At 47.1% G+C, this 21566-nt stretch carries 17 protein-coding genes; 7 read left to right on the top strand and 10 right to left on the bottom strand.

All coding sequences use genetic code 11. The annotated features are described in order from the left end of the window. Positions 1 to 63: 63 nt before the first annotated feature. Positions 64 to 423, top strand: coding sequence for a hypothetical protein (locus WCK19_RS04720; protein ID WP_342396211.1), 360 nt, complete (start codon positions 64 to 66; stop codon positions 421 to 423). A gap of 149 nt (positions 424 to 572) precedes the next feature. Next, positions 573 to 2639 carry a hypothetical protein gene (locus WCK19_RS04715; protein WP_342396210.1) on the top strand — a complete coding sequence of 689 codons (2067 nt, stop codon included), beginning with the start codon at positions 573 to 575 and terminating at the stop codon, positions 2637 to 2639. Between the two features lie 99 nt (positions 2640 to 2738). Here the strand turns inward: WCK19_RS04715 and WCK19_RS04710 are convergent, their stop codons facing one another. After that, entirely contained in the window at positions 2739 to 3698 is a 960-nt protein-coding gene (locus WCK19_RS04710) for a universal stress protein (protein WP_342396209.1), read from the bottom strand. A 238-nt stretch (positions 3699 to 3936) separates the two neighbouring features. Here WCK19_RS04710 and WCK19_RS04705 point away from each other — a divergent pair, with 238 nt between their 5' ends. From WCK19_RS04705 to WCK19_RS04695, 3 genes are all read left to right on the top strand, one after another. After that, positions 3937 to 6348 (top strand): phospholipid carrier-dependent glycosyltransferase, encoded by a 2412-nt coding sequence (locus WCK19_RS04705; protein WP_342396208.1) that lies wholly within the window; start codon positions 3937 to 3939, stop codon positions 6346 to 6348. Between the two features lie 157 nt (positions 6349 to 6505). Continuing rightward, positions 6506 to 8893 carry a cysteine--tRNA ligase gene (gene cysS, locus WCK19_RS04700; RefSeq protein WP_342396207.1) on the top strand — a complete coding sequence of 796 codons (2388 nt, stop codon included), beginning with the start codon at positions 6506 to 6508 and terminating at the stop codon, positions 8891 to 8893. Positions 8894 to 8931: 38 nt separating this feature from the next. Continuing rightward, the gene (locus tag WCK19_RS04695; protein ID WP_342396206.1) at positions 8932 to 9387 is read left to right on the top strand and encodes a Fur family transcriptional regulator; all 456 of its coding nucleotides are present in this window, start codon (positions 8932 to 8934) and stop codon (positions 9385 to 9387) included. On the opposite strand, the gene WCK19_RS04690 is transcribed toward WCK19_RS04695, so the two are convergent. The 5 genes from WCK19_RS04690 to WCK19_RS04670 all read right to left on the bottom strand — a co-directional run bounded on the left by WCK19_RS04690 (position 9384) and on the right by WCK19_RS04670 (position 13438). Continuing rightward, positions 9384 to 10070 carry a Type 1 glutamine amidotransferase-like domain-containing protein gene (locus WCK19_RS04690; protein ID WP_342396205.1) on the bottom strand — a complete coding sequence of 229 codons (687 nt, stop codon included), beginning with the start codon at positions 10068 to 10070 and terminating at the stop codon, positions 9384 to 9386. The two genes, WCK19_RS04695 and WCK19_RS04690, sit on opposite strands and share 4 nt — an antisense overlap. Before the next feature lie 27 nt (positions 10071 to 10097). After that, the gene (locus WCK19_RS04685) at positions 10098 to 10895 is read right to left on the bottom strand and encodes an ABC transporter ATP-binding protein (protein WP_342396204.1); all 798 of its coding nucleotides are present in this window, start codon (positions 10893 to 10895) and stop codon (positions 10098 to 10100) included. Positions 10896 to 10911: 16 nt separating this feature from the next. Continuing rightward, the gene (gene cbiQ / locus WCK19_RS04680) at positions 10912 to 11781 is read right to left on the bottom strand and encodes a cobalt ECF transporter T component CbiQ (RefSeq protein ID WP_342396203.1); all 870 of its coding nucleotides are present in this window, start codon (positions 11779 to 11781) and stop codon (positions 10912 to 10914) included. Further along, the gene (cbiM, locus tag WCK19_RS04675; RefSeq protein ID WP_342396202.1) at positions 11778 to 13082 is read right to left on the bottom strand and encodes a cobalt transporter CbiM; all 1305 of its coding nucleotides are present in this window, start codon (positions 13080 to 13082) and stop codon (positions 11778 to 11780) included. Before cbiM ends, cbiQ begins: the two co-directional genes overlap by 4 nt. Before the next feature lie 164 nt (positions 13083 to 13246). Beyond that, the gene (locus WCK19_RS04670) at positions 13247 to 13438 is read right to left on the bottom strand and encodes a hypothetical protein (protein ID WP_342396201.1); all 192 of its coding nucleotides are present in this window, start codon (positions 13436 to 13438) and stop codon (positions 13247 to 13249) included. A 178-nt stretch (positions 13439 to 13616) separates the two neighbouring features. On the opposite strand from WCK19_RS04670, the gene WCK19_RS04665 reads away from it, so the two are divergent. Both WCK19_RS04665 and WCK19_RS04660 read left to right on the top strand, forming a co-directional pair. Beyond that, positions 13617 to 14090 (top strand): thioesterase family protein, encoded by a 474-nt coding sequence (locus WCK19_RS04665; protein WP_342396200.1) that lies wholly within the window; start codon positions 13617 to 13619, stop codon positions 14088 to 14090. Between the two features lie 100 nt (positions 14091 to 14190). Continuing rightward, positions 14191 to 15609: an ATP-binding protein gene (locus WCK19_RS04660; RefSeq protein WP_342396199.1), complete on the top strand. Its 1419-nt coding sequence runs from the start codon at positions 14191 to 14193 to the stop codon at positions 15607 to 15609. On the opposite strand, the gene WCK19_RS04655 is transcribed toward WCK19_RS04660, so the two are convergent. The 4 genes from WCK19_RS04655 to WCK19_RS04640 form a co-directional block, all read right to left on the bottom strand. Further along, positions 15606 to 17213: an alpha/beta fold hydrolase gene (locus WCK19_RS04655; protein ID WP_342396198.1), complete on the bottom strand. Its 1608-nt coding sequence runs from the start codon at positions 17211 to 17213 to the stop codon at positions 15606 to 15608. The genes WCK19_RS04660 and WCK19_RS04655 overlap by 4 nt on opposite strands. Positions 17214 to 17640: 427 nt before the next feature. Continuing rightward, positions 17641 to 18549, bottom strand: coding sequence for a helix-turn-helix domain-containing protein (locus tag WCK19_RS04650; RefSeq protein ID WP_342396197.1), 909 nt, complete (start codon positions 18547 to 18549; stop codon positions 17641 to 17643). A gap of 462 nt (positions 18550 to 19011) precedes the next feature. Then, positions 19012 to 20583: a helix-turn-helix transcriptional regulator gene (locus WCK19_RS04645; protein ID WP_342396196.1), complete on the bottom strand. Its 1572-nt coding sequence runs from the start codon at positions 20581 to 20583 to the stop codon at positions 19012 to 19014. An 11-nt stretch (positions 20584 to 20594) separates the two neighbouring features. After that, positions 20595 to 21563 (bottom strand): ParB/RepB/Spo0J family partition protein, encoded by a 969-nt coding sequence (locus WCK19_RS04640; protein WP_342396195.1) that lies wholly within the window; start codon positions 21561 to 21563, stop codon positions 20595 to 20597. Between the last annotated feature and the right edge of the window lie 3 nt (positions 21564 to 21566).

Raw genomic sequence — 21566 nt, 5'->3', positions numbered from 1 at the left:
CATATGCCTATACTCGTTAAATAATAGTCTTTAGTGGCAAAACCATCATTTTGGAGGGGGAAAATGGAACTTACTGAGGAACAAATAACGACTGGATTAGGTATAGCAGCGGTAGGTCTCGGTGGTATGTTCGCGCTATTGCCCGGCTTTATGAACAAAATGGCGGGTCTTAATCTTTCTGAGAGCATGGAAAGCCGCTTGATTATCAGGTTGCTGGGTATGCGCGATATTTCGATGGGTGCAGGCATATTGCTGAATCGTGCCAAACCAGAAGCATCGCAGCAATGGAGGCAAATTCTAGCGTTCAATGCACTTACCGATGTAGCTCTATTTGGATTATCCTTCCCACGTTCCAAATCTAAGCTCAAAACCCTTATGGCAGTTACAACCTCTGGGGTGGTGGCTTTCTTCTCACTACGTTAAACCCGCAGAAAATCCAATTCATTAGAAACTCCGGCGTGTTTCCTAGTATGCGCCGGATTTGTTCAGCTACACAGCAACATTAGGCTAATTGCTTCGTTAAATCTATATAGGGCAGGAAATGTGGATAGCAGAAAGCGAGAAAACTTAATATGTTGAGCAGAACAAAATCAAAAACGGTAGTTCCAGCCATTATTTTAATAATTCCCCTAATACTAGAAAGCTTGTTTCTAACGAGCTTCACAGCGCAAGCAGCAGACTACAACGCAGTTGCCCCTTTTGTAAAGCTTGGAAACGGTCACGATTCGGTAGCAGTGACGGATGCCAATGGCGCAATTCATATAATCTGGATAAATCTAAATTCAAAACTGGAAGAGGTGGTATATGCCAACGGCAAAGTACAAACCGCCAAAGCAACGCCGCTAGATTATGAATTTGTGCAACAGATAAACGGACGGCTTGCTGCTACTACGGGCAATAATCGGCTGCATCTTTTTTATACTCAGTTGCAAACTCTTTGTTATGCCAGTCGTTCATTGAGCAACTTTGACTGGACTCAACCCGATTGCACTTTTGTACCCGGTACAACTCCACTAAGTAGCCCGAATATAGCAGCGTTGCCCGATGGCAGATTGGCATTTGCTTGGCAAGCGGGCGGACAAATGAAAATCGCGGTGCGTGGGCTGGATAATCGCATAACCTACCTTCCCGATCCGGGAGATGAAAGATACGGGCGTTTCAGACCGTATCTGCTGGCTACCGGAATCCAGAATTTAACCATCATATGGGAACAAGGGCATGAACCGGGACCCGGTGGTAGCTACCGCAGCGAATTGCTAGGGAGTGAGTGGCTAGGCAATAACTGGAGTACACCTATCAGTATATCCGGCTATACCAACGACACCTTTAATCCGTGGACTGTGGGCGGGCTAACAGCGATAGTAACAGCCGATGGAACTTTGCATCTGGCTTATGTATTGTTTGCGCCCGACCCGCAGTATATTGGCATACCCTACCGCCTTTATTACAAACAGGGAAAATTGAACAGCTTGAGCGCAGCAGAAATGGTAGCCGGAAATGTTAGTTCACCGTCGCTGGCAGTAAGCGACAACCGGATTGAACTGGTATGGAATAGCGGAATTGGCACAAGAATATTTAATTTCAGAATTGAAAATCAGGAGATTTTGTGGAGTAGGCGCGGAGATAACGGCTGGAGTTCTCCAGTTAATATCTCTTATACGGCGGGTAGTTCTTATAATCCCCTTTTATTCATTGCGCCGGATGGAGAAAGCAGAGCGCTTTGGTCAGAATGCAATGGAAATCTATGCTATGGGGAAACACTACTGGCGCAAACTGTATCTAAGGGAAAGGCTTGGGGGCATCGCGCCGAAACAGACAGTGCCGCGCTTTACGACTACACACGCCGAGCGGATGGTCCTTTAATGGATGGCTTAACCAATCGGTCATGGTTATGGGGACCTAAAAATTGGTTCACCACCTCCGAAGAGTATATCGAAGCACCCGAAGGTAAGCGCATGGTAAGTTATTACGACAAGGCGCGTATTGAGGTAAACGACCCAAACAAATTATCATCAGACCTCTATTACTTTACAGGCGGATTGCTGGTAACCGAAATGGTTTCGGGAAGAATACAGTACGGGGATGGCTTTTTTCTAGGTAGCTATCCCAATACCGTACAGGTGGCAGGCGATTATTATAACAATGCGGATGCCCCTACTTATGAATCTTTCAAAAAACTAATTTATGTGCCGGAAAGCGGACAGTCTGAAAAACATCCCAACCTTACCGCGAGAATTATCCACGATTGCCTCAACAACGACGGCATGGTAGTCAGATGTTCTAGCCCTTCAGCCGCATACGCTGCATATATTACTGAAACCGGGCGTAACATTGCCGCGCCTTTCTGGAACTACCTGAATCAGAGCGGAATTGTTTACCGGAATGGTCAGGCGGTACAGGAAAAGTTATTTGATTGGGTTGCCGCGATGGGATTTCCCATAAGCGAACCGCTATGGGTTAAAACTAAAGTAAGTGGGGTTGAGCAATTAGTATTGGTACAGCTTTTTCAACGTCGCACTTTAACCTACACCCCTTCTAATCCGGCTGCATTTCAGGTTGAAATGGGCAATGTGGGACAACATTATTATTACTGGCGTTACGGTGGTCAGAATATACCTTGGCTGAATAACAAAAGCTGAGTAATTTCATTAAGTTAAGTCAATACCACAAAAAAGACTCTCGCCTCTAAATAAAGACGAGGGTCTTTTTGAGTCATTCAAAGACATGTGTGCTTTATGTTATACCGGAGTTGCCGCTTCCTCTGTAGATTTGAGGTTATGCGAATGCGCTGCAACATGTACCAACATCACCGGCACATCGCAATGCTGGAATACTTCATCGGCAACACTGCCAAGCAAAAACATATATATATCACCGTGACCTTGAGTAGCAATGACCAGTAACTTTGCCTCTACTGCCCGCACATAATTGGTAATTTCTTCAGAAGGGTCGCCTACCACCAGCGCAGTATCACATTGCGTCAGTCTAGCTCTTAGCGGTTCGGCGATTTTTTCCAAATAATTTGTGGCTTTGAGGCGATAATACTCAAAGGCATTAGAATCTAGGTAATCCTGACCCTTATCCTCATTCTCGGTGAACCATTCCTCCATTTCATCTGTCGGAACAAAAGGCTTTAGCACCCGCAATAGCAACAGAGGACAACCATATTGTTGGGCTAACTCTACAGCCGGCTCAAGCGAGGACTCAGCGTTAGGAGTACCATCCAGCGTTACTACAATAGGCGTTATCGAAGGATTTCCCGCAAACTCTTCTTGTAGGCGAGAATGGCGGATAATCACCGGCACAGGGGCTTTTCTTATCACCTCTGCTGCAACACTATCCATGATTAAACGCGACAGACCGCTGCGCCCATGAGAAGCCATCACAATCAAGTCGCATTTCTCGGTATGGGATAGCAGGGTTATTTCTTCAGCGGGTTCACCTGAAACCATTTTCGACTTCACCAACTCCGAATCAAATCCGAAATCGTTAACCAGACGTTGCTTAATAAGCTCAAGGTATTCACGAGTTTCGGTTTCAAAGGCTGAGTCGTGAGTATCTCTTTCCAACAACCCCCGTTCCAACACTCTAAATAACAACAATTGGGCATTTAGTCTGGAAGCAAGAGTAGCGGCAAACGGGATTACATCTTCCGAAAGCGGTGAGCCATCCAACGGAACCAAGATTTTCTTGAACATTTCATCCACCTCCCGGTTTAACGGTGCAAGAGAAAATCAAAAAATTGGTACGTCACTGCACCTTCTTTCCTTTTAAATATTAATACGTAGAAGTTAATACGAAGGTTGCAGAGAGTGAAAAATCGGCTAATATAACCGTTGTTATAGGAAATAAGGTGCAAAAGAAGTTTACAGAAGCCCAAAGCGGGTATATAATCCCCTTGCTTTTAACGAAGATTAGTTAGGGATAAAAGAATTGGTGCTTGAAGAAAAAAAGAGTCTGAGACAGAAAAATGCTTTACGTCTGCGCCCATCCGCGATATTACGTGGTATTGGCATAGTGCTGATAAGTTTTGCCACATTAGGCTGGCTTAGTATTTTCCCCTTTGTACAACTTATTAAGGGAAGTCTGAACGGCAAACTCTTAATTCCTGCCGAAGATAGGATTCTCTCCGGGTTTAGCAACTTCCTCATCAGCAATCCTCAATCCCTTTGGTTCAGCTTTATAATCGGAATAATTCTACTGTTCATACTTACTCCCTACCAAATAGCCGAATCTAACGATAAGCAAGATTCGACATTACGGATTGCCGGGTTGGAATTCCGGTTGCCACAGTGGCTCTATTTTAGCTGGCGGTTGGTAGGGATAGCCGCGCTGGTGGCTATTCTGGCGGTAGCAGCAGTTTACCGAATCGGTGACGCTCGTGATATTGGGGCAACCGACCTAGTACGCACCGATTATGACGAAGGGGTACATGCCGAAACCGCTTTGTTGTTGGCACACGGCAAGCAACTTTATCATGATTTCTTCTTTGGACATCCCGTTGGGGGGGCGCTGCTATGGTCTTTGCCGCTACGCCTAGAAGGGGCAGAATGGGGCAGCCTATATGACTTCCTGCGGGTGCGTCTTTTTACTTCGCTGGTTTCGTTGCTCACTATCGCACTAGTATATCTAACGGGGCGGCGAATTGGCGGCAAGTGGGCAGGACCCGTTGCCGGGGCGATAGCAGCCTTAGCCTTGGCAATTGACGGAGGCGCAATACGGGCAGAGCAACAGATATTGCTCGAACCTCTGGTAAATTTCTTCAGCGTACTAGCGCTTTGTTTGTTTGTCCATTTTGATTTCAACCGAAACGGACGCTCGCGACTCTACGCCTTTGGCGCACCCGCGTTGGTTGGGTTCGTTGCCGGACTGGCTTTCTCGGTTAAAGTCCCCGCGTTAACGCTCATAGTAGCGTTAGGTCTGACGCTGGTCATTTGGCGGCGCTGGCAAGCGTTGGGCTTCTACGCATTGGGTGGAGTAGTAGCTTTTTTGCTGGTAAACGGCTATTATCTACTTACTAGCGGAAGCGATTTTATCAAGCAAGTATATCTATGGCAACTGCTACGACCTGCCAATGATATAGCCGTTACAAGTGGGTTTACCTCCCTCACTACTACCAGCGCAATAGATTATATGTATGGGCGACCTTACCTTGCTTTTACGTTGTTAGGAGCATGTTTGGGATTAGTTGCCATCGTGATTCGCTGGGTATCGGGGAAAGGCGGACAAGGCTGGATTCCAGTGGTATTACTGGCAATTTTTACAACTTATCTTTACACCGGGAAAGCCTTCTTCTTTCCTCACTATTACGATCAAATGGCACTACCATTGGCATTGCTGGCAGGGGGTATCATCAATTTTTGGCGGGTTGAATGGTGGCGAAGTAGGCTTAGCGCACTAATGAGCGGAGCTATTGGTCTTGCGTTGCTGGTTGTATTAGCGCCATCGCTGTTACAGTCAAACGCAGAGCCAAGCAAACCGGAATGGAATTTGCAAAGAGCGGTGGCAGACAACTTTCAGAAGTTGCAATTGCCTAACGGAGCGGTTATGGCACTGGATACCCGCTACAATTTCATTTTGGGGAAACCTTTACAATTAGACGGTTACAACCGATATGCGGTTGATGGCGTGGGATATGTCGAACATATAGGGCTAGGATTGGATAAATTGAGCTTGGGCGAGGCTCTCCGAAAAACTTTTTTCGAGTCTAAACAATCCCGTAGCGAACTTCAGAAAATACGAGGTAGCGATGAGGCACAGGAAAATTGGTATAAAAATGCCGCCAACTCTGATTTTATCGTGCTTGGTGATTTTGCCAAAAGTCTGATAACTCCCGATACCCTCAGCCGAATAGGTAGTATCTTCATTAACCGAGTTCATAGTAACGAGATTGACGTTCTTAACAGCATCCGTTTTATTGGTTACCAATCCGGCGCGCTCTTTGGGGATAAAATCAGGTTATTGGGCTTTGATACTGTGGCTGAAATCAAACTAAAAGCGGGTGAAAACAAAATCCCGTTAACGGTTTTCTGGCGAGGTGAAACGCCGATTAGTGAAAATTATACCGTTTTTATTCATCTACTCGACCAAAATGGGCAGAAAGTAGCCCAACGCGATACCGAACCGCGTTACGGCGCAACCCACACTTCTAACTGGAAACCCGGCGAAATTCTGGATGACGACCAGAGTGTGCCAATTTCCGCAGATTTGCCACCCGGCAAGTATCGAATCAAAATCGGGCTATATCGTCCTTCCGATTTCAAAGGATTAGAGGTTACGGAAGTACCAACCACCGAGAGAATCGAGGAAGGTAACCTGATTCTGCTAGATGTGACCATCAGCAAGTAAAAACTGTGCAGCAATAGCCTAAACCAGCCTAATATTCGGCAAGGGGATAAGCTTCGTGATTAATTGACAAAGCTCGACCTGACGCATATCATACCTGTTGTTGAATAGTTGTTCAATTACCCGATTTGACGGTGCGGAGGTCATTTTCCGGCAAACCATGAAACTTTATAATACACTTACCCGACAAAAAGAAGATTTAGTTCCGCTTGAAGCTGGACATTTCAAAATATATAGTTGTGGTCCCACAGTTTATCGGTTTATTCATATCGGCAACCTGCGTACCTTTACGATGGCGGACTGGCTGAAACGCGCCCTCATAATGGAGAGCTATAAAGTTACCCATGTAAAGAATATTACCGATGTAGGGCATATGCGTGTCGAAATGCTAGATCGGGGTGAGGATAAGCTGATTGCACAAGCACGCAAGGAAGGCAAATCCAGCGCCCAGATTGCCGCTTTTTACACCGAAGCGTTTATGCAGGATGAACGCAAGCTGAATATCATCCCCGCCGATATTTTCCCCCGCGCCACCCAACATGTGCCGGAAATGCTTGAAATTGTGCAAGGTCTGGTAAACCGCGGCTATGCCTATGAAGTGGACGGGAATGTCTTTTTTGACATCAAGAGTTATCATTCCTACGGCAAACTGAGCGGTAACTTGTTGGAAGGATTGCTAGAAGGCGCAAAGGATTTAACCGATAAGTTGCGCCGCAACCCAGAGGATTTCCCGCTCTGGAAGAAAGCCGAACCGGGTCGTGAGATGGCATGGGATAGCCCATGGGGGCAAGGCTTCCCCGGTTGGCATATCGAATGTAGCGCAATGGCAATGCGTTACTTGGGAAAACGCTTCGACATCCATACTGGAGGAGTGGATAATATCTTCCCACATCATGAGGACGAGTTGGCGCAAAGCGAGGCTTTCACTGGAGCTACCTTCGTGAATTATTGGGCGCATTCGCAACACCTACTCGCAGACGGGCAGAAAATGGCTAAATCCACCGGCAACTCTTACACCCTGTCTGAAATTGAGGCGCGTGGTTTTGAACCGTTGGCGTTGCGCTACTTTTTCACCACCGCGCATTACCGCGCCCGCATTAACTTTACTTTTTCCGCCTTGCGAGCCGCCCAAACCTCTTTAAATCGCTTGCGTGGGCTTGCCGTTCGCCTTGCGGAACAAGCAGAGGGGTTAAGCAACCACGAAGCGGGAAACAATTGGAACGAGGCTTTCCGCGCCACATTAAGAAACGACCTGAATATGCCACGCGCTATGGCGGTGGTATGGCAAATGTTGCGCGATTCGAGTCTTAGTTCTGCCAACCGCTTAGGGCTGTTACTGGAATGGGACAAAACGCTGGGCTTTGGGCTGGCACAATATTTAAAGAGCGGTATTTGGAAAGAGCAATTTAATAGGGCGTTAAGCCTGTCCAATCTTGAACCCACATTAGCGAATCTAGTAAAAGAGCGCGAAACTTTGCGGCAAGCGCATGATTATAAACGCGCCGACTCCATTCGTAATCACCTCAAAGAAGCGGGCTACACTTTAGGGGATATTCCGAAGGGAACTTTGGTTTTTCCTCGTCGCGCCGAAGAGGACTTTAAAACTATCAGCCGCGCTGGTGATGCGCCGGATTATGGCAATCAGCTTGACCTGTACGAGTTCTCAATTAACCTGATTTCGCATAACAGCCGGGCAGACCTTGAGCGTTGCATCAATAGTATTGTAAACCACAGCTATGGGCGCAACCTCGAATTGGTGATTCTCGATAATGGCTCTACCGATGACACCCTTGAATATCTCCGTAAACTCGCGGCAGATACGAAAAGCATCCATGAGTGCGACCTAGCAGTACAAGTTATTTTTGCCGACCACAATCTCGGCTTTGCCACCGGGCGCAATGCTACATTTAAAGCCAGTCGTGGACATTTCATATTGATGCTGGATACCTCAATCGAACTTAATGGGGATATTTGGACTGAGCTTGAGAAAACGCTTTCTATTGATGAGGTGGGCGCAGTGGGACCATTCGGTCTGGTAACTTGCGATTTGCGCGAATTTATGGAAGAAGAAGGCGAAGTGGACGCGATTGAAGGCTATTTGTTGGCATTCCGCCGTGAATGTCTGCCAGAAATCGGCTTGATTGATGGAAAGTTTCGTTTTTACCGAATGATGGACGTTTACATGAGTTTCTTTTTCAAGGCAGCAGGCTATCGCGTGGTAACAACGCCACAAGTTAAAGCCAGAGTCATTAAACACCCTCATCTGGAATGGTATAGCCTGACCGCCGAAGAACAGCAAACCCGCAGCAAGAAAAATTATGATTTGTTCCGGGCGCGTTGGCATCACGGCGAAAGTTTATTGGTACACAATTTCAAGGTTGGGAGTCGCTGGTTTGGGCATGACCACGCCGGGCATGTGGGGGGAGAGCATTATCATACCTCCGAAGAATTACCGCCGCCGGGCGTGCCTCATCATCACCGCCATCAGCATTGGGCTGAACACGACCACGACCACCCGCATTATCACAACGCGATGAACCCGGTTTGATTTACCCTGTCGCACCGCGAGAAAGGATTTCTGTTCAAATGTCACGGCATTTTCCCGATTTAACCGAACTTGCCACTTTTTTTGAAAAACGCGGCTTGCGATGGACGGTTCAGCGACAGCTTATATTAGATACGGTGCAGCGCCATTCCGGGCATCTCTCGGTGGAAGAAATTTACGCAGAGGTTGCCAGAGCTTTTCCCTCGGTCAACCGCTCTACCGTTTACCGTACTCTCGAATTACTCAGCGAAATAGGGATAATAGTGGAAATACATGGGCGGGACAACCTGCGCCGTTACGAAATTGTTTCGGCAAGTCCACATTATCACGCCCTATGTGAAAGTTGCGGAAGCGAAATAGAGTTAGAGAACGGCATGGTTAAGAAACTTATACATCAAGTTTGGGAACAATATAAAGTCAAACTAAATATCGGGCATTTCGTAGGGATGGGAATTTGCCCACATTGCCAAGAATTAGTTGGTTTGCCAACAGCCTAAAGTGAGAAATTGCTACCAGCTAAATAAACCGTACTTTTCTCGCCCTGCTGAACCGTAACCGTACCGCCGCCATACACTTGCCAGCGATTCGGTGCTTCTGAAAGCATACCCGTGACTTCATCAATACCGAGCAAAGTAGTCTGAGGAATTAGTTGAGCAAGGCTTTGAGTCCACTCGCGCCGAAAATTGTTGTAATGTGGCAGCACGCAACAGCCCTTCACCAGCCCAAGCCCATTTACAACCTGCTTTTTGGAATAGTCATACCAATACTCGCATAGCGTCATCGCTCCGGCGCTACTGCCCGCTATTACCGCGCCCTTTCGATAAGCCTCAACACAGGCTTGCCAGCACAAGCTATCCATTAGCGTGTCATTCAGATAGCCCGTGAAGCCGCCTAGTAGGTAAATCAGACGCGCTTGAGCCAGTTGTTGCGCCAGCGCAGGGTCATTAGCAGAGCTTTTATCTATAACCGGGAGGCTTTCGACCTGCTTTGCGCCAAGTTTGCGAAACCAATTAACGCCGTTTTGTCCGGCACGCCGATGATTATTATCAGGGGCAGCAGCAGCAGGAATAATCGCTACCGTAGCATCGAATCCACCCGCCAATGCAAGGGCGCGTTTGTCCGGCTCTGCCATTTTGCCGCCGAATTCTGCGCCCCCTTCTAACAATATATAACCGCTCATATAAGATTCCCTATGTAGCGAAATTGCTCAGGATTTAACCGAATAGTTAATTGCGCCGAACTCGTGAAGTTGCGGATGTATCAGATTGGCTTTAATCAGCAAATCTCTATCCCCTAGAATTTGCTCTGGAGTACCATCCGCCAAAATGCGCCGCTCTTCCCCTATAACCACTACCCGGTTAGAGATAATCGGCACAATCTCAAGCTCGTGCGTGGTAGTAATTATAGTCTTGCCGGATTGACCCAACCGGGTTATCAAATTTACCAACACCCACTTGGTGCGAGGGTCAAGCGAGGCAGTCGGCTCATCCAATAAAATAATGTCGGGTTGCAAGGATAGCACCGAAGCAATCGCCGCTCTTTTTTTCTCCCCACCGGAGAGTTCAAAAGGAGCGCGTTTCGCTAGATGATTAATCTCCATTTGCTCCATTGCTTGTTCGCAACGACTACGCACTTCGTCTTTAGACAAACCTAACTGGAGCGGACCAAAAGCCACATCATCAAAAACTGTCGCGCTGAATAGCTGGATGTCAGGGTCTTGAAAAACCAAGCCCACCTCACGATGAAATTTGAATGATTCTTCACCCGCCGCTACCGCCGCCACATCCTGCCCAAGCACCCGCATAGTACCTCTGGAAGGAGCGACAATTCCATCAAGCATTTTTAGCAGGGTAGATTTGCCGCTACCGTTCGCGCCTAGCAAAACTACCTGCTCGCCCCGATGTATATCAAGGTCAATTCCGCTTAACGCTTCTTGCCGCCCATTATATAGATAACGCACGTCACGCAAATGGAATACAGGCTCTAAATCTTTATTTATATACATTTTCAGCTTTCCGTAATTATTTAACAAGTTGTCCTAACGTCAGAGCAACTGCTGCAATTATAACGGTAACAGCCAAAGCAAGCCAATCCCCGCCCTTCATCCGGTAGGAATTATAGGAACGCACCTGTCCACTAAAGCCTCGCGCCAGCATCGCCGTATAAACCTCGTTGCTCATTTTGAAAGAACGGTGCATCAAGCCTCCCATCGAGGCTGTAATCCAACCACGCTGTTCTCCACCGCTGGTACGCCCTACCGTGCGACTCTTACGCGCTTCAAACAGCCCAGTAGCCGAACGCAAGAAAAGGAAGATATAGCGATAGGTCATAGATAGAAGCAAGATAAATATTGACGGCGCTTTAAGGGCTTGCAAGCTTTTCAGCACATCCGCCCAAGGCGTAACCAGCACCAGCAACACCGCTAGAGAAACACTTACCCCCACCCGCGCCACAAAAATAACCGCGCTGATTAGCCCCGGTATCGAGAAAACCAAAAAACGGTCGCCCGGAATAAAGAACAGCGAGGGTATTACCACGATTCCGGCGAATAGCGGAATACCAACCCAGACTCTCTTTACAAAAAAATCGAAGGGAACTTGACTAGCGCGAGCCGCCACCAAAGTAACGGTGTAGAGCAAAGCTAAAGCCAGAATTGAGCCAGTGATACTAGAAGCCAATACCAACGCCAAAAACATTATCAGCTTGGCGCGGGGGTCAACTTTCTGCAACCAGCCATCCTTGCGAGCGTGTTCCTCGGTAAACACCGCACGTTGGATAGACTCGGCGATACCCGCCACGGTTTTCTCAAGCCAACTCGGTTTTTCCTTTTTGGCAGGGGCTTTGACAACCGGATGACTCAAAACACTTCTTTCTTCAGTAGTTGCTGTCATCGGTTTGGAGCCTCTCCGGGTTTATTTATAACCCCTATGGTTTCTTCAACCGTACCGCGTTTCTTGAGAAGCATCGCCAGCCCGAACATCAAGCCACCCAACAACAAGATTCCCACTATTCCGGCGATTTCGTAACCGATAGCCTGTTGCCATAGCTGCGAGTTTTCTCCATCAAAAGGCGGGAAGGGCAGCTTGTAATCTGCCAGCGGGGCTTTGAAAAAATCAGAGAAGTCTTTAAGACCCTGCGGCACATAGCCAAAGGCTTTATCCACATCTTCGACGCTACCTTCGCCATAGGCAAAACCGGGCGCAATCAAGCCGATTGGAGCCAAAACTGCAAGGGCAGTAAAGTATGCGCCTACCTTCTTCATACTGCGCGGTAATACAAACCATGCCAGCGGCACCAACACCGCACAGATAATTCCTACTATTAATAGCATCACCGCTACGTCCGCCCAATTGACCTGCGACCAATCGGTGCCGAAGAGCTTGCCGAAATCCCAGTTTCCGGCAATTAACCCGGCAAACACTATAATCGCCAGCCCAACTACTCCGCCGATTACTGCAACGGGCAAGAAAGGTTGTTTGCCTGTTGTACCATCGCTTATGTCTGCGCCGGCTATGATTTTTCGCAAAGAGGTAAGATATACCGGATAATTTTTCTGGAGATATGCCACGCCCAACGCTGTTACCAGCCCTTCTACAATCGAAGCCGCAAAAATATGCGCTATCAGCATGGTTGGTATCGCTGCTTCAAGCCCGTAAGGACTGTACAGGGGGCGACCATTTTCAGTGAACAATAGCGGCTGAATTCCTAGCTCAATTCCTACCGCCAAACCGGATAAGGTAATGCCAATGTATGCGCCTATACCCGCCGCCCATACCCGCCGAACCGACAAAACAGGTGAGCGTCCAGCAAGCAAGCGATAGCTGAAGTATCCGGCGAAAGGAAGCAGCACTCCCATATTCAAACAATTGATGAAAATCGCCAGAATGCCGCCATCTCCAAAGAAAAGTGCCTGCAATATCAGTGCCATGCTGATTCCCAACGCAGCCGCCCATGGGCCTAACACTACAGCAATTAATGTGCCGCCTACTGCATGCGCCGTAGTACCACCCGGCACCGGTATATTAAACATCATTATCGTAAAGGCAAAAGCCGAAAATATCGCCAGCAAAGGCACAGTTCGCTGATTTAGTACATTGCGAACTTTCTGAACTGCAATCCCCCACACCGGAACAGTAACTACCGCTGCGCCCAGCGAAACAACCGGACTCAGATAGCCATCTGGTATGTGCATTTATTGTATCTCCTCGTTTTTAATAATATTCGTTACGGCAAACGTTTGCATTTAGTAATAGTTGTAACAGATTATAGCAACTTTTTCAATAGAACTGTTTGTATAATATCTGTTTAATCTAGATTTGGGGGGAAGAATTAGAGGATAATTAATTTACAAAGCTGCTACTCATCAGAACGATGTTTTGTTACCAACCATGCTAGGTACACCGCACCCGCTACAAACAGCAAGCCATACAACAAGATTACCATTGGACCATCTGTCTGAAAGTCGAGAAAAATGACTAGTGCCACCCCTGCCAGAATCACTATTTCTACCAGCCGGGCAAATTTTTTTTTCGGTTCAGGTTCTTTCATAGGTTTGCATTTTAACAGACCATGAGTGTTATAGCGACTCAAATACTTTGTGGGATATAATATTTATATTATGTAAACTTGGGTTTTTGCTATTCAGGTTGAGCGCACGACCAAAAAATGCTATCCTTCCGCCTTGTAGCAATTTAATTTAATTTAGCTTAGCAGCAGGGGTGTAAGTGTGAGCGATATTTTCAAAATCCAGCATGACGGGATTGAAGGCTATAACTTCGTGATTTTCATTCCGGTGCAATTTGGTAATGTTGATGGGATGGGGCATCTCAACAATGTTTCTTATTTCACCTTTCTTGAAACGGCGCGTATTGAATACTTTATACATGTGATGGAAATTAAAGAGCAATCGCCTGCACTTCAGGATATGCCCTTTATCCTTGCAGCGCAAAGCATCAACTACCGCTTACCGGCTTTCTATCGGGAAATGCTGATGGTGGGCTTACGCACCAGTTGGGTACGGCGCAGCAGTTTCGGGTTTGATTTCCAAATGGTTGATGTTGCCTCTAAACGATTGGTGGCGGAAGGCAACGGCACGCACGTAACTTTTGATTACCGAGCAAACCGCACTATTCCAGTCCCAGATGAATGGGTCGCACGCTTTGAAGCCTACGAAGGACGCAGTTTACGACAGCCGCAATGAGGGTTATATCCTTCAGTTTTTCAAGCATGAGCGATATATTTGCTTCGTGATGGATATATTTCCCTCACGAGCGATAATTGAGCGATAAAAGAAGACTATTTTGGAGCGCGAATTTCTCAGTGAATTGATAAGGCGCGGTGAGAGCCAAACCACCGAGTTCAAAATCGCGGCGCCTCGCCTCCCCGAACTGGCAGAGCGTATTTGCGGTTTGGCAAACGGGCAGGGTGGTTACTTAGTCATCGGGGTGGAAGATGGTACATGGCGGGTGGAAGGGGTTAAAAACCCGGCGCAAGCAATAGATTTACTGCTCAAAGCCGCTCGTAGTTGCAAGCCAATCCTTAAGTTTGAGCCTGCCACCCCGGAAGTAGTGGAACTAGAAGGCAAGGCATTAATAGTTGCCACTATCTCCCCATATCGTGGACAGCTTTTTCAAGCAGGGGGGATTTTCTGGATTAGGCGCGGCACCTACACCATCCCGCTCGACTTGCATGAAATAGGCGAATATCTAGGCAGTGCAGGGGCGCTGGATTGGGAAACGCGCCCCGCCGACCTTGCCAGCCTTGATGACCTTGATTTGGAACTGGTACAGAGCTTTCTAAGTCAGCGAGTCGGAAGACGCACCCGCGAGAGCCGAATTATCGATATTGAGAGCTTCTTGCTCAAAAGTCGCTGCGTGGCACTTGTGGAAGGCGCTTTGCGCCCTACCCATGCGGGTTTATTGCTGTTCGGCAAAGAACCTCAAGAGTTTTTACCACAAACAGAGGTAGTTTGCGTGCTGTATCCTGATACGCTAGGACTGGAACGCTACCAAGACCGTCAGAACCTTAAGGGGGCGCTTGCTCATCAAATTGATCAGGCAGAGCAATTCTTCCTACGCAACACCCGCCAAGCCGCTATAATAGAAGGATTCCACCGCAAAGACCGTTTTGAATATCCTATGGAAGCCCTACGCGAAGCGGTGGTGAATGCAGTAGTACATCGTGATTATTCGCTCAAAAGCGAGAAAGTGCGCGTCTTTTATTATCCCGACCACATTGAGATACATAGCCCCGGCTTGCTAATGCCCGGCATAACATTGGAAGATTTGCAGCAGGGGCGCGAACGCTCCAAACCACGCAACCCACTGTTGGCAAACCTGCTTTCCGAATTTCCGGGCGGCTATATGGAATATCTTGGTACGGGCATCAGCTTTATGATTAACAGCATGCGCCAGCAAGGTAGCCCCGCCCCAGAGTTCAAGCTACAAAACGAGTTTATTGTAACCTTTCGTAAAGCCATTGCCGCAACACCGAAAGAAACAGAAGCGCATACTATACCAAAAGAAAATCTAACGCTAGAAGAAAGGCTGAAAAAAGCACTGGAATACGTTCACGCTCATGGTTCAATCACCAATAGAGAATACCGCAAACTCACAGGCGTATCCGAGGCAACTGCCCTGCGCGATTTTGAAATATTGGTAGCACAAGGCAGCTTGAAAATAGAGGGTAGTAAAAAAGGCAGACGTTATACCCTGAATTAATCCTCCAGTGGGAATAATGAGCTTACCAGCCATGCCAGTACCAGCGCATCATACGCCCCGGTGGTTACAAAGTCGCGGTTCTGGCGATACTGCCATAGGGCGTAACCATCCATCAGTAGGTAGGCAATTGACATAGGCATTGCCAAAATCGCCAGAAAATTCTGCTCATCCTTCAAACGTGCCGCCACCATCATAGAAGCGGTCAGACTGAACTTGGTAAGGTTACTTGAAGCATAGCCGGAGAAACCGGGCATACGCCGAAAAGTCGCTTCACTGGCAAGGAAGTATGGCAAGGCGCACGCCGTCAGTACCGACATGGTGCGAGCGCGTTTCCCGTTCAGTGCAAAGCTGAACCATGAGCGGCGACTAAAGCGACCAAGAGTAGCATAGCTATAAGCCCACAATGCCAGCGGTAGCCCCACCCAATTGAGCAATTTAGTGCGTGCAGAACCGTTTACTCCGGCGCTAATATCGGACAGGTTCAGTTTGCCACGCCGTACCACTGCTAACCCCGTCCAACTAAGCAACCCACTCAGTACAAAGAAAGATGCAAGATAGTCGCCCAGTACCAGCGATACCAGATGAGGCTTTTTGAGCTTGTGCAGCAGCAGCACACTGGCAAAAGGAGCTACGCCAAGCACACCCATTGCCGCAAGGTTGTTTTTGAAAGTCAGTTGAGGAGATTTAGCGGGTGCCGCTTTCAAGCCCCACATGCGCGTCAGCAAAGCCGAAAAAGGCAGATAAGAAGCGATAGAGGCTACCAAACCTGCGCTCGTCCAGCGCAATCTACTCACCATCGCTTTATTATCGCCGGATGGCAGCCCGAAAGTATGCCCTAGCCATTCCCTAATTTCCTGAGCAGTTTGGGGCGCAAGCATAATGGAAATATGGTCGAGACGAGGTAAAACTTTGTGGACGCGGGCAGTACCATTTTCAAATGCGCCAAATAGAGTCGATTGCGGTTCCGGCAAACCAGTTGCCGCATCGTAAAGTTGCTTTGCGCTGGAAAGACAGATTGGAATATCACGTTCGCCTACCAACATCAACATGTTTTTGGGATTCTCAGGAGTAGCCGGTTGCCGACCCGCTACCGACACAGGAATCGCTACCGCTAGTTCGGGCTTAGTTACTGCAAAATTCAGAATTGCGCCACTACCCATCGAGTGTCCCAACACCCCTACCGGAGCTTGAGGAAACTTTTCGCGCACATAGCGATATAGTCGCTCTAATTGTGCCACATTGCCCCCCACTACATTGGAGAAATCTTGAACCGGAGTAGCGAAAGAGGCATTACTAGCACCGTGTCCCGGCAAATCGGGCATAAAAACCCGCAAACCCATACGAGCAATTTCCGAACCGATGAGTTGCATATACTCTTTATTGGAAATGACCCCATGCACCGCCAGCAGAATGGGAGAATCGAGCTGAGCCGTTTTTGATTCGAGAACAAGCGCCGGAACAGGCGTTTCACTCGCGCTGCCCGGTATTGAAAGATAGCGACGTTTCAAGCCCTTCTCACTACGCCGAATACCCTCATACGCTGCTGCCAGCGTTACCACTGAACCACCAAGCGTTACTGTCCATCGCTTCCATCCTTTATCCATCTTTGCATTTGCCTTTTCATTGTGGATTATTGCTCGTTACAAATCCGATTAAAATAATTGTAACAAGGAAGATTCAGGCTGTAGGTGACAAAAGTTACTTCATGAAAAAAATAAAGGCTACTGCTGCTCATCAGTAGCCTTCTGATTTATTAGGAGGAGTTTAAGAGAAGATTTAACTTGTAAGCTTATTACTTACATTATCATTCTAAGGCTCTTGCTGATAATCAGGTATGCAGTTCATCACAAAAGAAATGTGATTCACATCACACTTTCGCTAAATTGTTCATCTATAATGCTGCTACCTTCGCTCCAGCATACAATTCATTTGCTCGTTGTAATTCTCCACGTCAAATCATTACAGTACCCTGAACCAGCCAAGCCTAACCGCTTGATAGAACAAGGTTATTTGCCGCCATCCCAGTTTTAATCAAAGACTCGCCTGACTATCCGAAGGTGCAAGTTCTTTAGCGCAATTGGCAACTAGATACCAATATTTACCGCCGGGGGCGTATTTACTAAAATCAGCAGGCTTTTCAGGTTTTGTATTACTGTAAGGTAAGCCAGAACTGTTATTTCTGTTTGCTGAAAAACGTTGGTTCGCGCCAGAATTATAACAGTTCAGTTCGACCAAACGTGTAATATAAGCTGGAATATTTTCAACTCTCTCATTTCCACGCACCGTTTGAATCAGTTCTTCAATTTCTTTTGCGCTACGCTTGTTTTGCAATGCTATCTTGGCAAGTTTTTTAGCGCTGTGAATAGTAATTCCACATTGAAACAATAGCGAACAAATCTCTCGTTGAACTTGATTCTCCGAATCGGAGCTAATTTCTGATAAGCTTTCGACTTTTGTTTCGGTAACTTTTAACGCAACAACGGTTGTTGTTGTATTTAATTCATGTGAATTAGATTCATGTATATTGGATGCAGAATCTTGCAGACTATCATGTGTTTTTTTCTGCATAGCCCCTTCGCAAGATTTAACATAGGTTTGGGCAGTTTTAGACTTAGCCGCACGTCTTTGCAAGCGGTAGATATTGGTCTGACCTTCCTTAGCACGGCTCTCAACGCTGATAAGGGCGGCAGTTTCAAGTTCTTTAATCAGGTCAATAACACGGCGTGGTTGTAAACCCATTTCTTCGGCTAGGCGGCGATGGCTCGCCCAGCAGCTAACGGATTGGCGGGCAAAACTGAGCATTACCATATACAGCTTTAGCGCAGCAGGGCTGATGTCGGCTTTCAATACATCAAGCGGTACTTGTACGAATTGTTCAGATTCGGGCAGTGAATATGAAAACTGCTCACTATGGGTACTTGAAAATTGGGTAGAAGGCATAGTAAAATCTCCTTAGAATATAAGGTTAGAACATACGCACCTAGAGCAAGACGAGTTAGCCGCTCAATATCTCTCAGGAATGCGCAAACATATTGAATTATTTAATCGAGTTATGTGACAGCATAGCCCGATTTTTTTTAACCAATTAGTCGGCTATTTTTAAGTGCCGAATATTTTTTACTCCTGCGATACTTACTTAATAAGTACTCAATGCCAGAATAGTAATGTGTGAATAACGAAACTATGCAACGAAACTATAAAGTGATAGACGTGCTATCCCTAGTTTTGAGTCGCATGATACAACATATCTTTTTTTATTACTGGGAAATTATTGAGAGAAATAGGAGTAAAATGGGAATATTTATAACGGATTTGAACTTAAATACTATAATGCATGTGATAGATAACCCCGACTCAAGTCATAAAAATATGAATCACTGTGAAGGATAACCCCGACTCAAGTCATAATTTCTGGTCATAATTCTTACCGGAGAGCCATTCTTCCAGCCGTTTTCTGAAAGCGTTAGATAACTCTACTTGATTTGTCTCAAGCTTTGACAGGTAGCTTTGCGTAACACCAAGCTCCCGCGCGGCTTGTGCTTGCGATAATTTTCTATCCTTACGAGTTTTTCTTACTATTTCTGCCATCCCCCCGCCATCGTTAAATGCCTGATCGAGACCCGCGTTTTCATCCCCATGCCGTTTCAAGAAGCGATAAGTATCCCGGATAGCTTGCGGTGGTATTATTAATATAGTAGCTTCTTGCCATATTTCTGCCCAGCCACGTTGCTCGACTATCTGTTCTTCCCACTTTTCGTATTCCCACCCGGCTATTACTCCGTCTTCCTTAAGCGTTTCCAACGCCTTTTCCAGCCGTTCTCTGGTTTTAGCAGGATACCGGATATTTAATTCTTCACCTACGGCTTCTAAAAGCGCTTGCACTTGGTAAGGTTTATTATAGTCGCCCAACCGCGCCCGAACTCGCCATTGCCAGCTAAAATAGCGGGCGAGTCTCTTTTCCCACTTTTGGCGATATGGGTCATATTGTACTGCTTTGGCAGAAAGCAACGCGGTTTGGCGACCGGGACCGAACAAAAAGCGGGCGAACAAAATACCAGGTCTAAATGCAAAGCGTTGCACATCCATATGACCATCGAGTCGCGTTTGTCCCATACGATCGGTAATCACAAAGGCGCGGCTCTGTACTGCCTGTTTGGAACTCCGGTTCATTTTTTTCTTTTTGCCGGTTTCCTCATTTACTTCAACTTCACCCATATTCAGCCACAGGTTTTGAATATGAGCAAGGGCTTTAAGCATATCGGTGCGCTGCTCCGGTTCATAACCACCGCGCCTGCCTCCTCCCCCCCGTTTTGGTTTTAATCCTCGCATTTGCAGAAAATCATCTACACTTGCGACTGCATAATTATCTGCCGAGTTAGCTTGCTGTAGCCAGACATGGCTTAACATATCCAGAGTATCGGCATCAAGGTCACTCAATTCTTCGCGTTGCTTCCACATCAAAGCAGACCATTTTTCAACTTCTTCTGGTGGCATCAAAGGTTGCTCATCCAGCATGGCGGGTTTTAACTGCGCCTGTCCTTTAGCTTCGCCTTCTTGCAAAACGGCGGTGGGCCAAGGAGTATTATCAAGTTGCATGAAGGTATTTTTTGCCAGCGCATCCCGGATTGCTTCGTAAGGCGAAATGCCCGGTACAGTTATATTATTACGGGCTAGTTTTTCTGCCAGCAATGCTATATCTTTTTCCAGTCCGGGAACATCGCGAGTAAGATTCGCCAGAATTGGCAAGATTGCTTCAATTAATTCAGCCGCGCTTTCTTGGTCAGAAGAGTAGTGAATTAATTGTTCGATCTGTTTAACGCCACCCGAACCTTGTACCACTTCCAGCACAAATGGAACTAAACCCGCCATTCTTTTTGGCAAATCTGGTTCTTCTTTTCTGAGTCGCTCAAAACGAGTCAGAAGTGTTTCAAATGACTCGCTTATGTCTTCCTTCTCACGTTTGGTTTTGGGCATAAGGGGAAATCCTAATCACCGCTATCCTGAATTTGTTTCACGGTGAACATAATATCTTTGGCTGCATCCACAATTCGCCTACGTTCAAAATCGTTTAAGCGTGGCATCGCAATTTGCCAGCGAGCTAAGGTTGCCAATATCAGGTTAAGATCGCGACCTATCTTGCGGCTGTTTAATTCCCGCTCGCTTGGTTTGGGAGGGTGTTGTACGTCCAGACGTACAGGCTTTTCATTCGTATCCTCAGAAGTCCCACTGTCTTCATCAAATCCGGTGCGTACTGCTTGGACGATAGTACGGATTTCTTCTTTACTCAGCTTACCCATTAGCAGCGCTTCAATCAACAAACGCCTTTCTTCAGGGTCGTTTAACTGTGCAATGCGCCGGGCAGCGGTTACGGCATCCGGTTTTTGCTCTACCAGTTTTTGTACATCTTCAGGCGCTTCCAATAAACGCAATCGTCCGGCTACATAATCTTTGTTCTTGCCGATTCGGTTTGCAAGTTCGCGAATAGTTAGGCTACCAAAGTTCATAAATGAGCGAAAGGCACGCGCCTCTTCCATTGGGTTTAAGTCTTGCCTTTGGATATTTTCAGCCAACCCGATTTCCATCATTTCGGGGTCGCTATAGTTGGCTACGTCACATGGCACTTCTTTTAGATTAGCCAACCGTGCCGCTCGAAGCCGTCGCTCACCGTAGGTAAGCTGGAAATATCCTTCTTTTAATGGATGGGGGCGTACTCTGAGACGAGTGGTAAAACCTTGCGCTTTTATGGTTTCCGCCAGTTCATCAATTCCGTCGAAGTTGCGACGTGCCTGAAATGGGCTGGCTTCGATTCGTTCTACCGGAACATTTTGACTGAACACGGGGCGGCTGGCTATACCGGGACTGATAACGCCTACTACTAGCTCGAAATCTTCGTCCGAAGCGGAACTGGGTGAAGTTTCACGGTTTCGCAAAAAGCTTTTGGGCTTGCTTGCCATCTG

This window comes from Candidatus Chlorohelix sp. (assembly GCF_037138995.1).
GTDB lineage: Bacteria > Chloroflexota > Chloroflexia > Chloroheliales > Chloroheliaceae > Chlorohelix.
The sequence above is the reverse complement of the archived record's forward strand: the minus strand, read 5'-3'. Positions and strand labels throughout refer to the sequence as shown.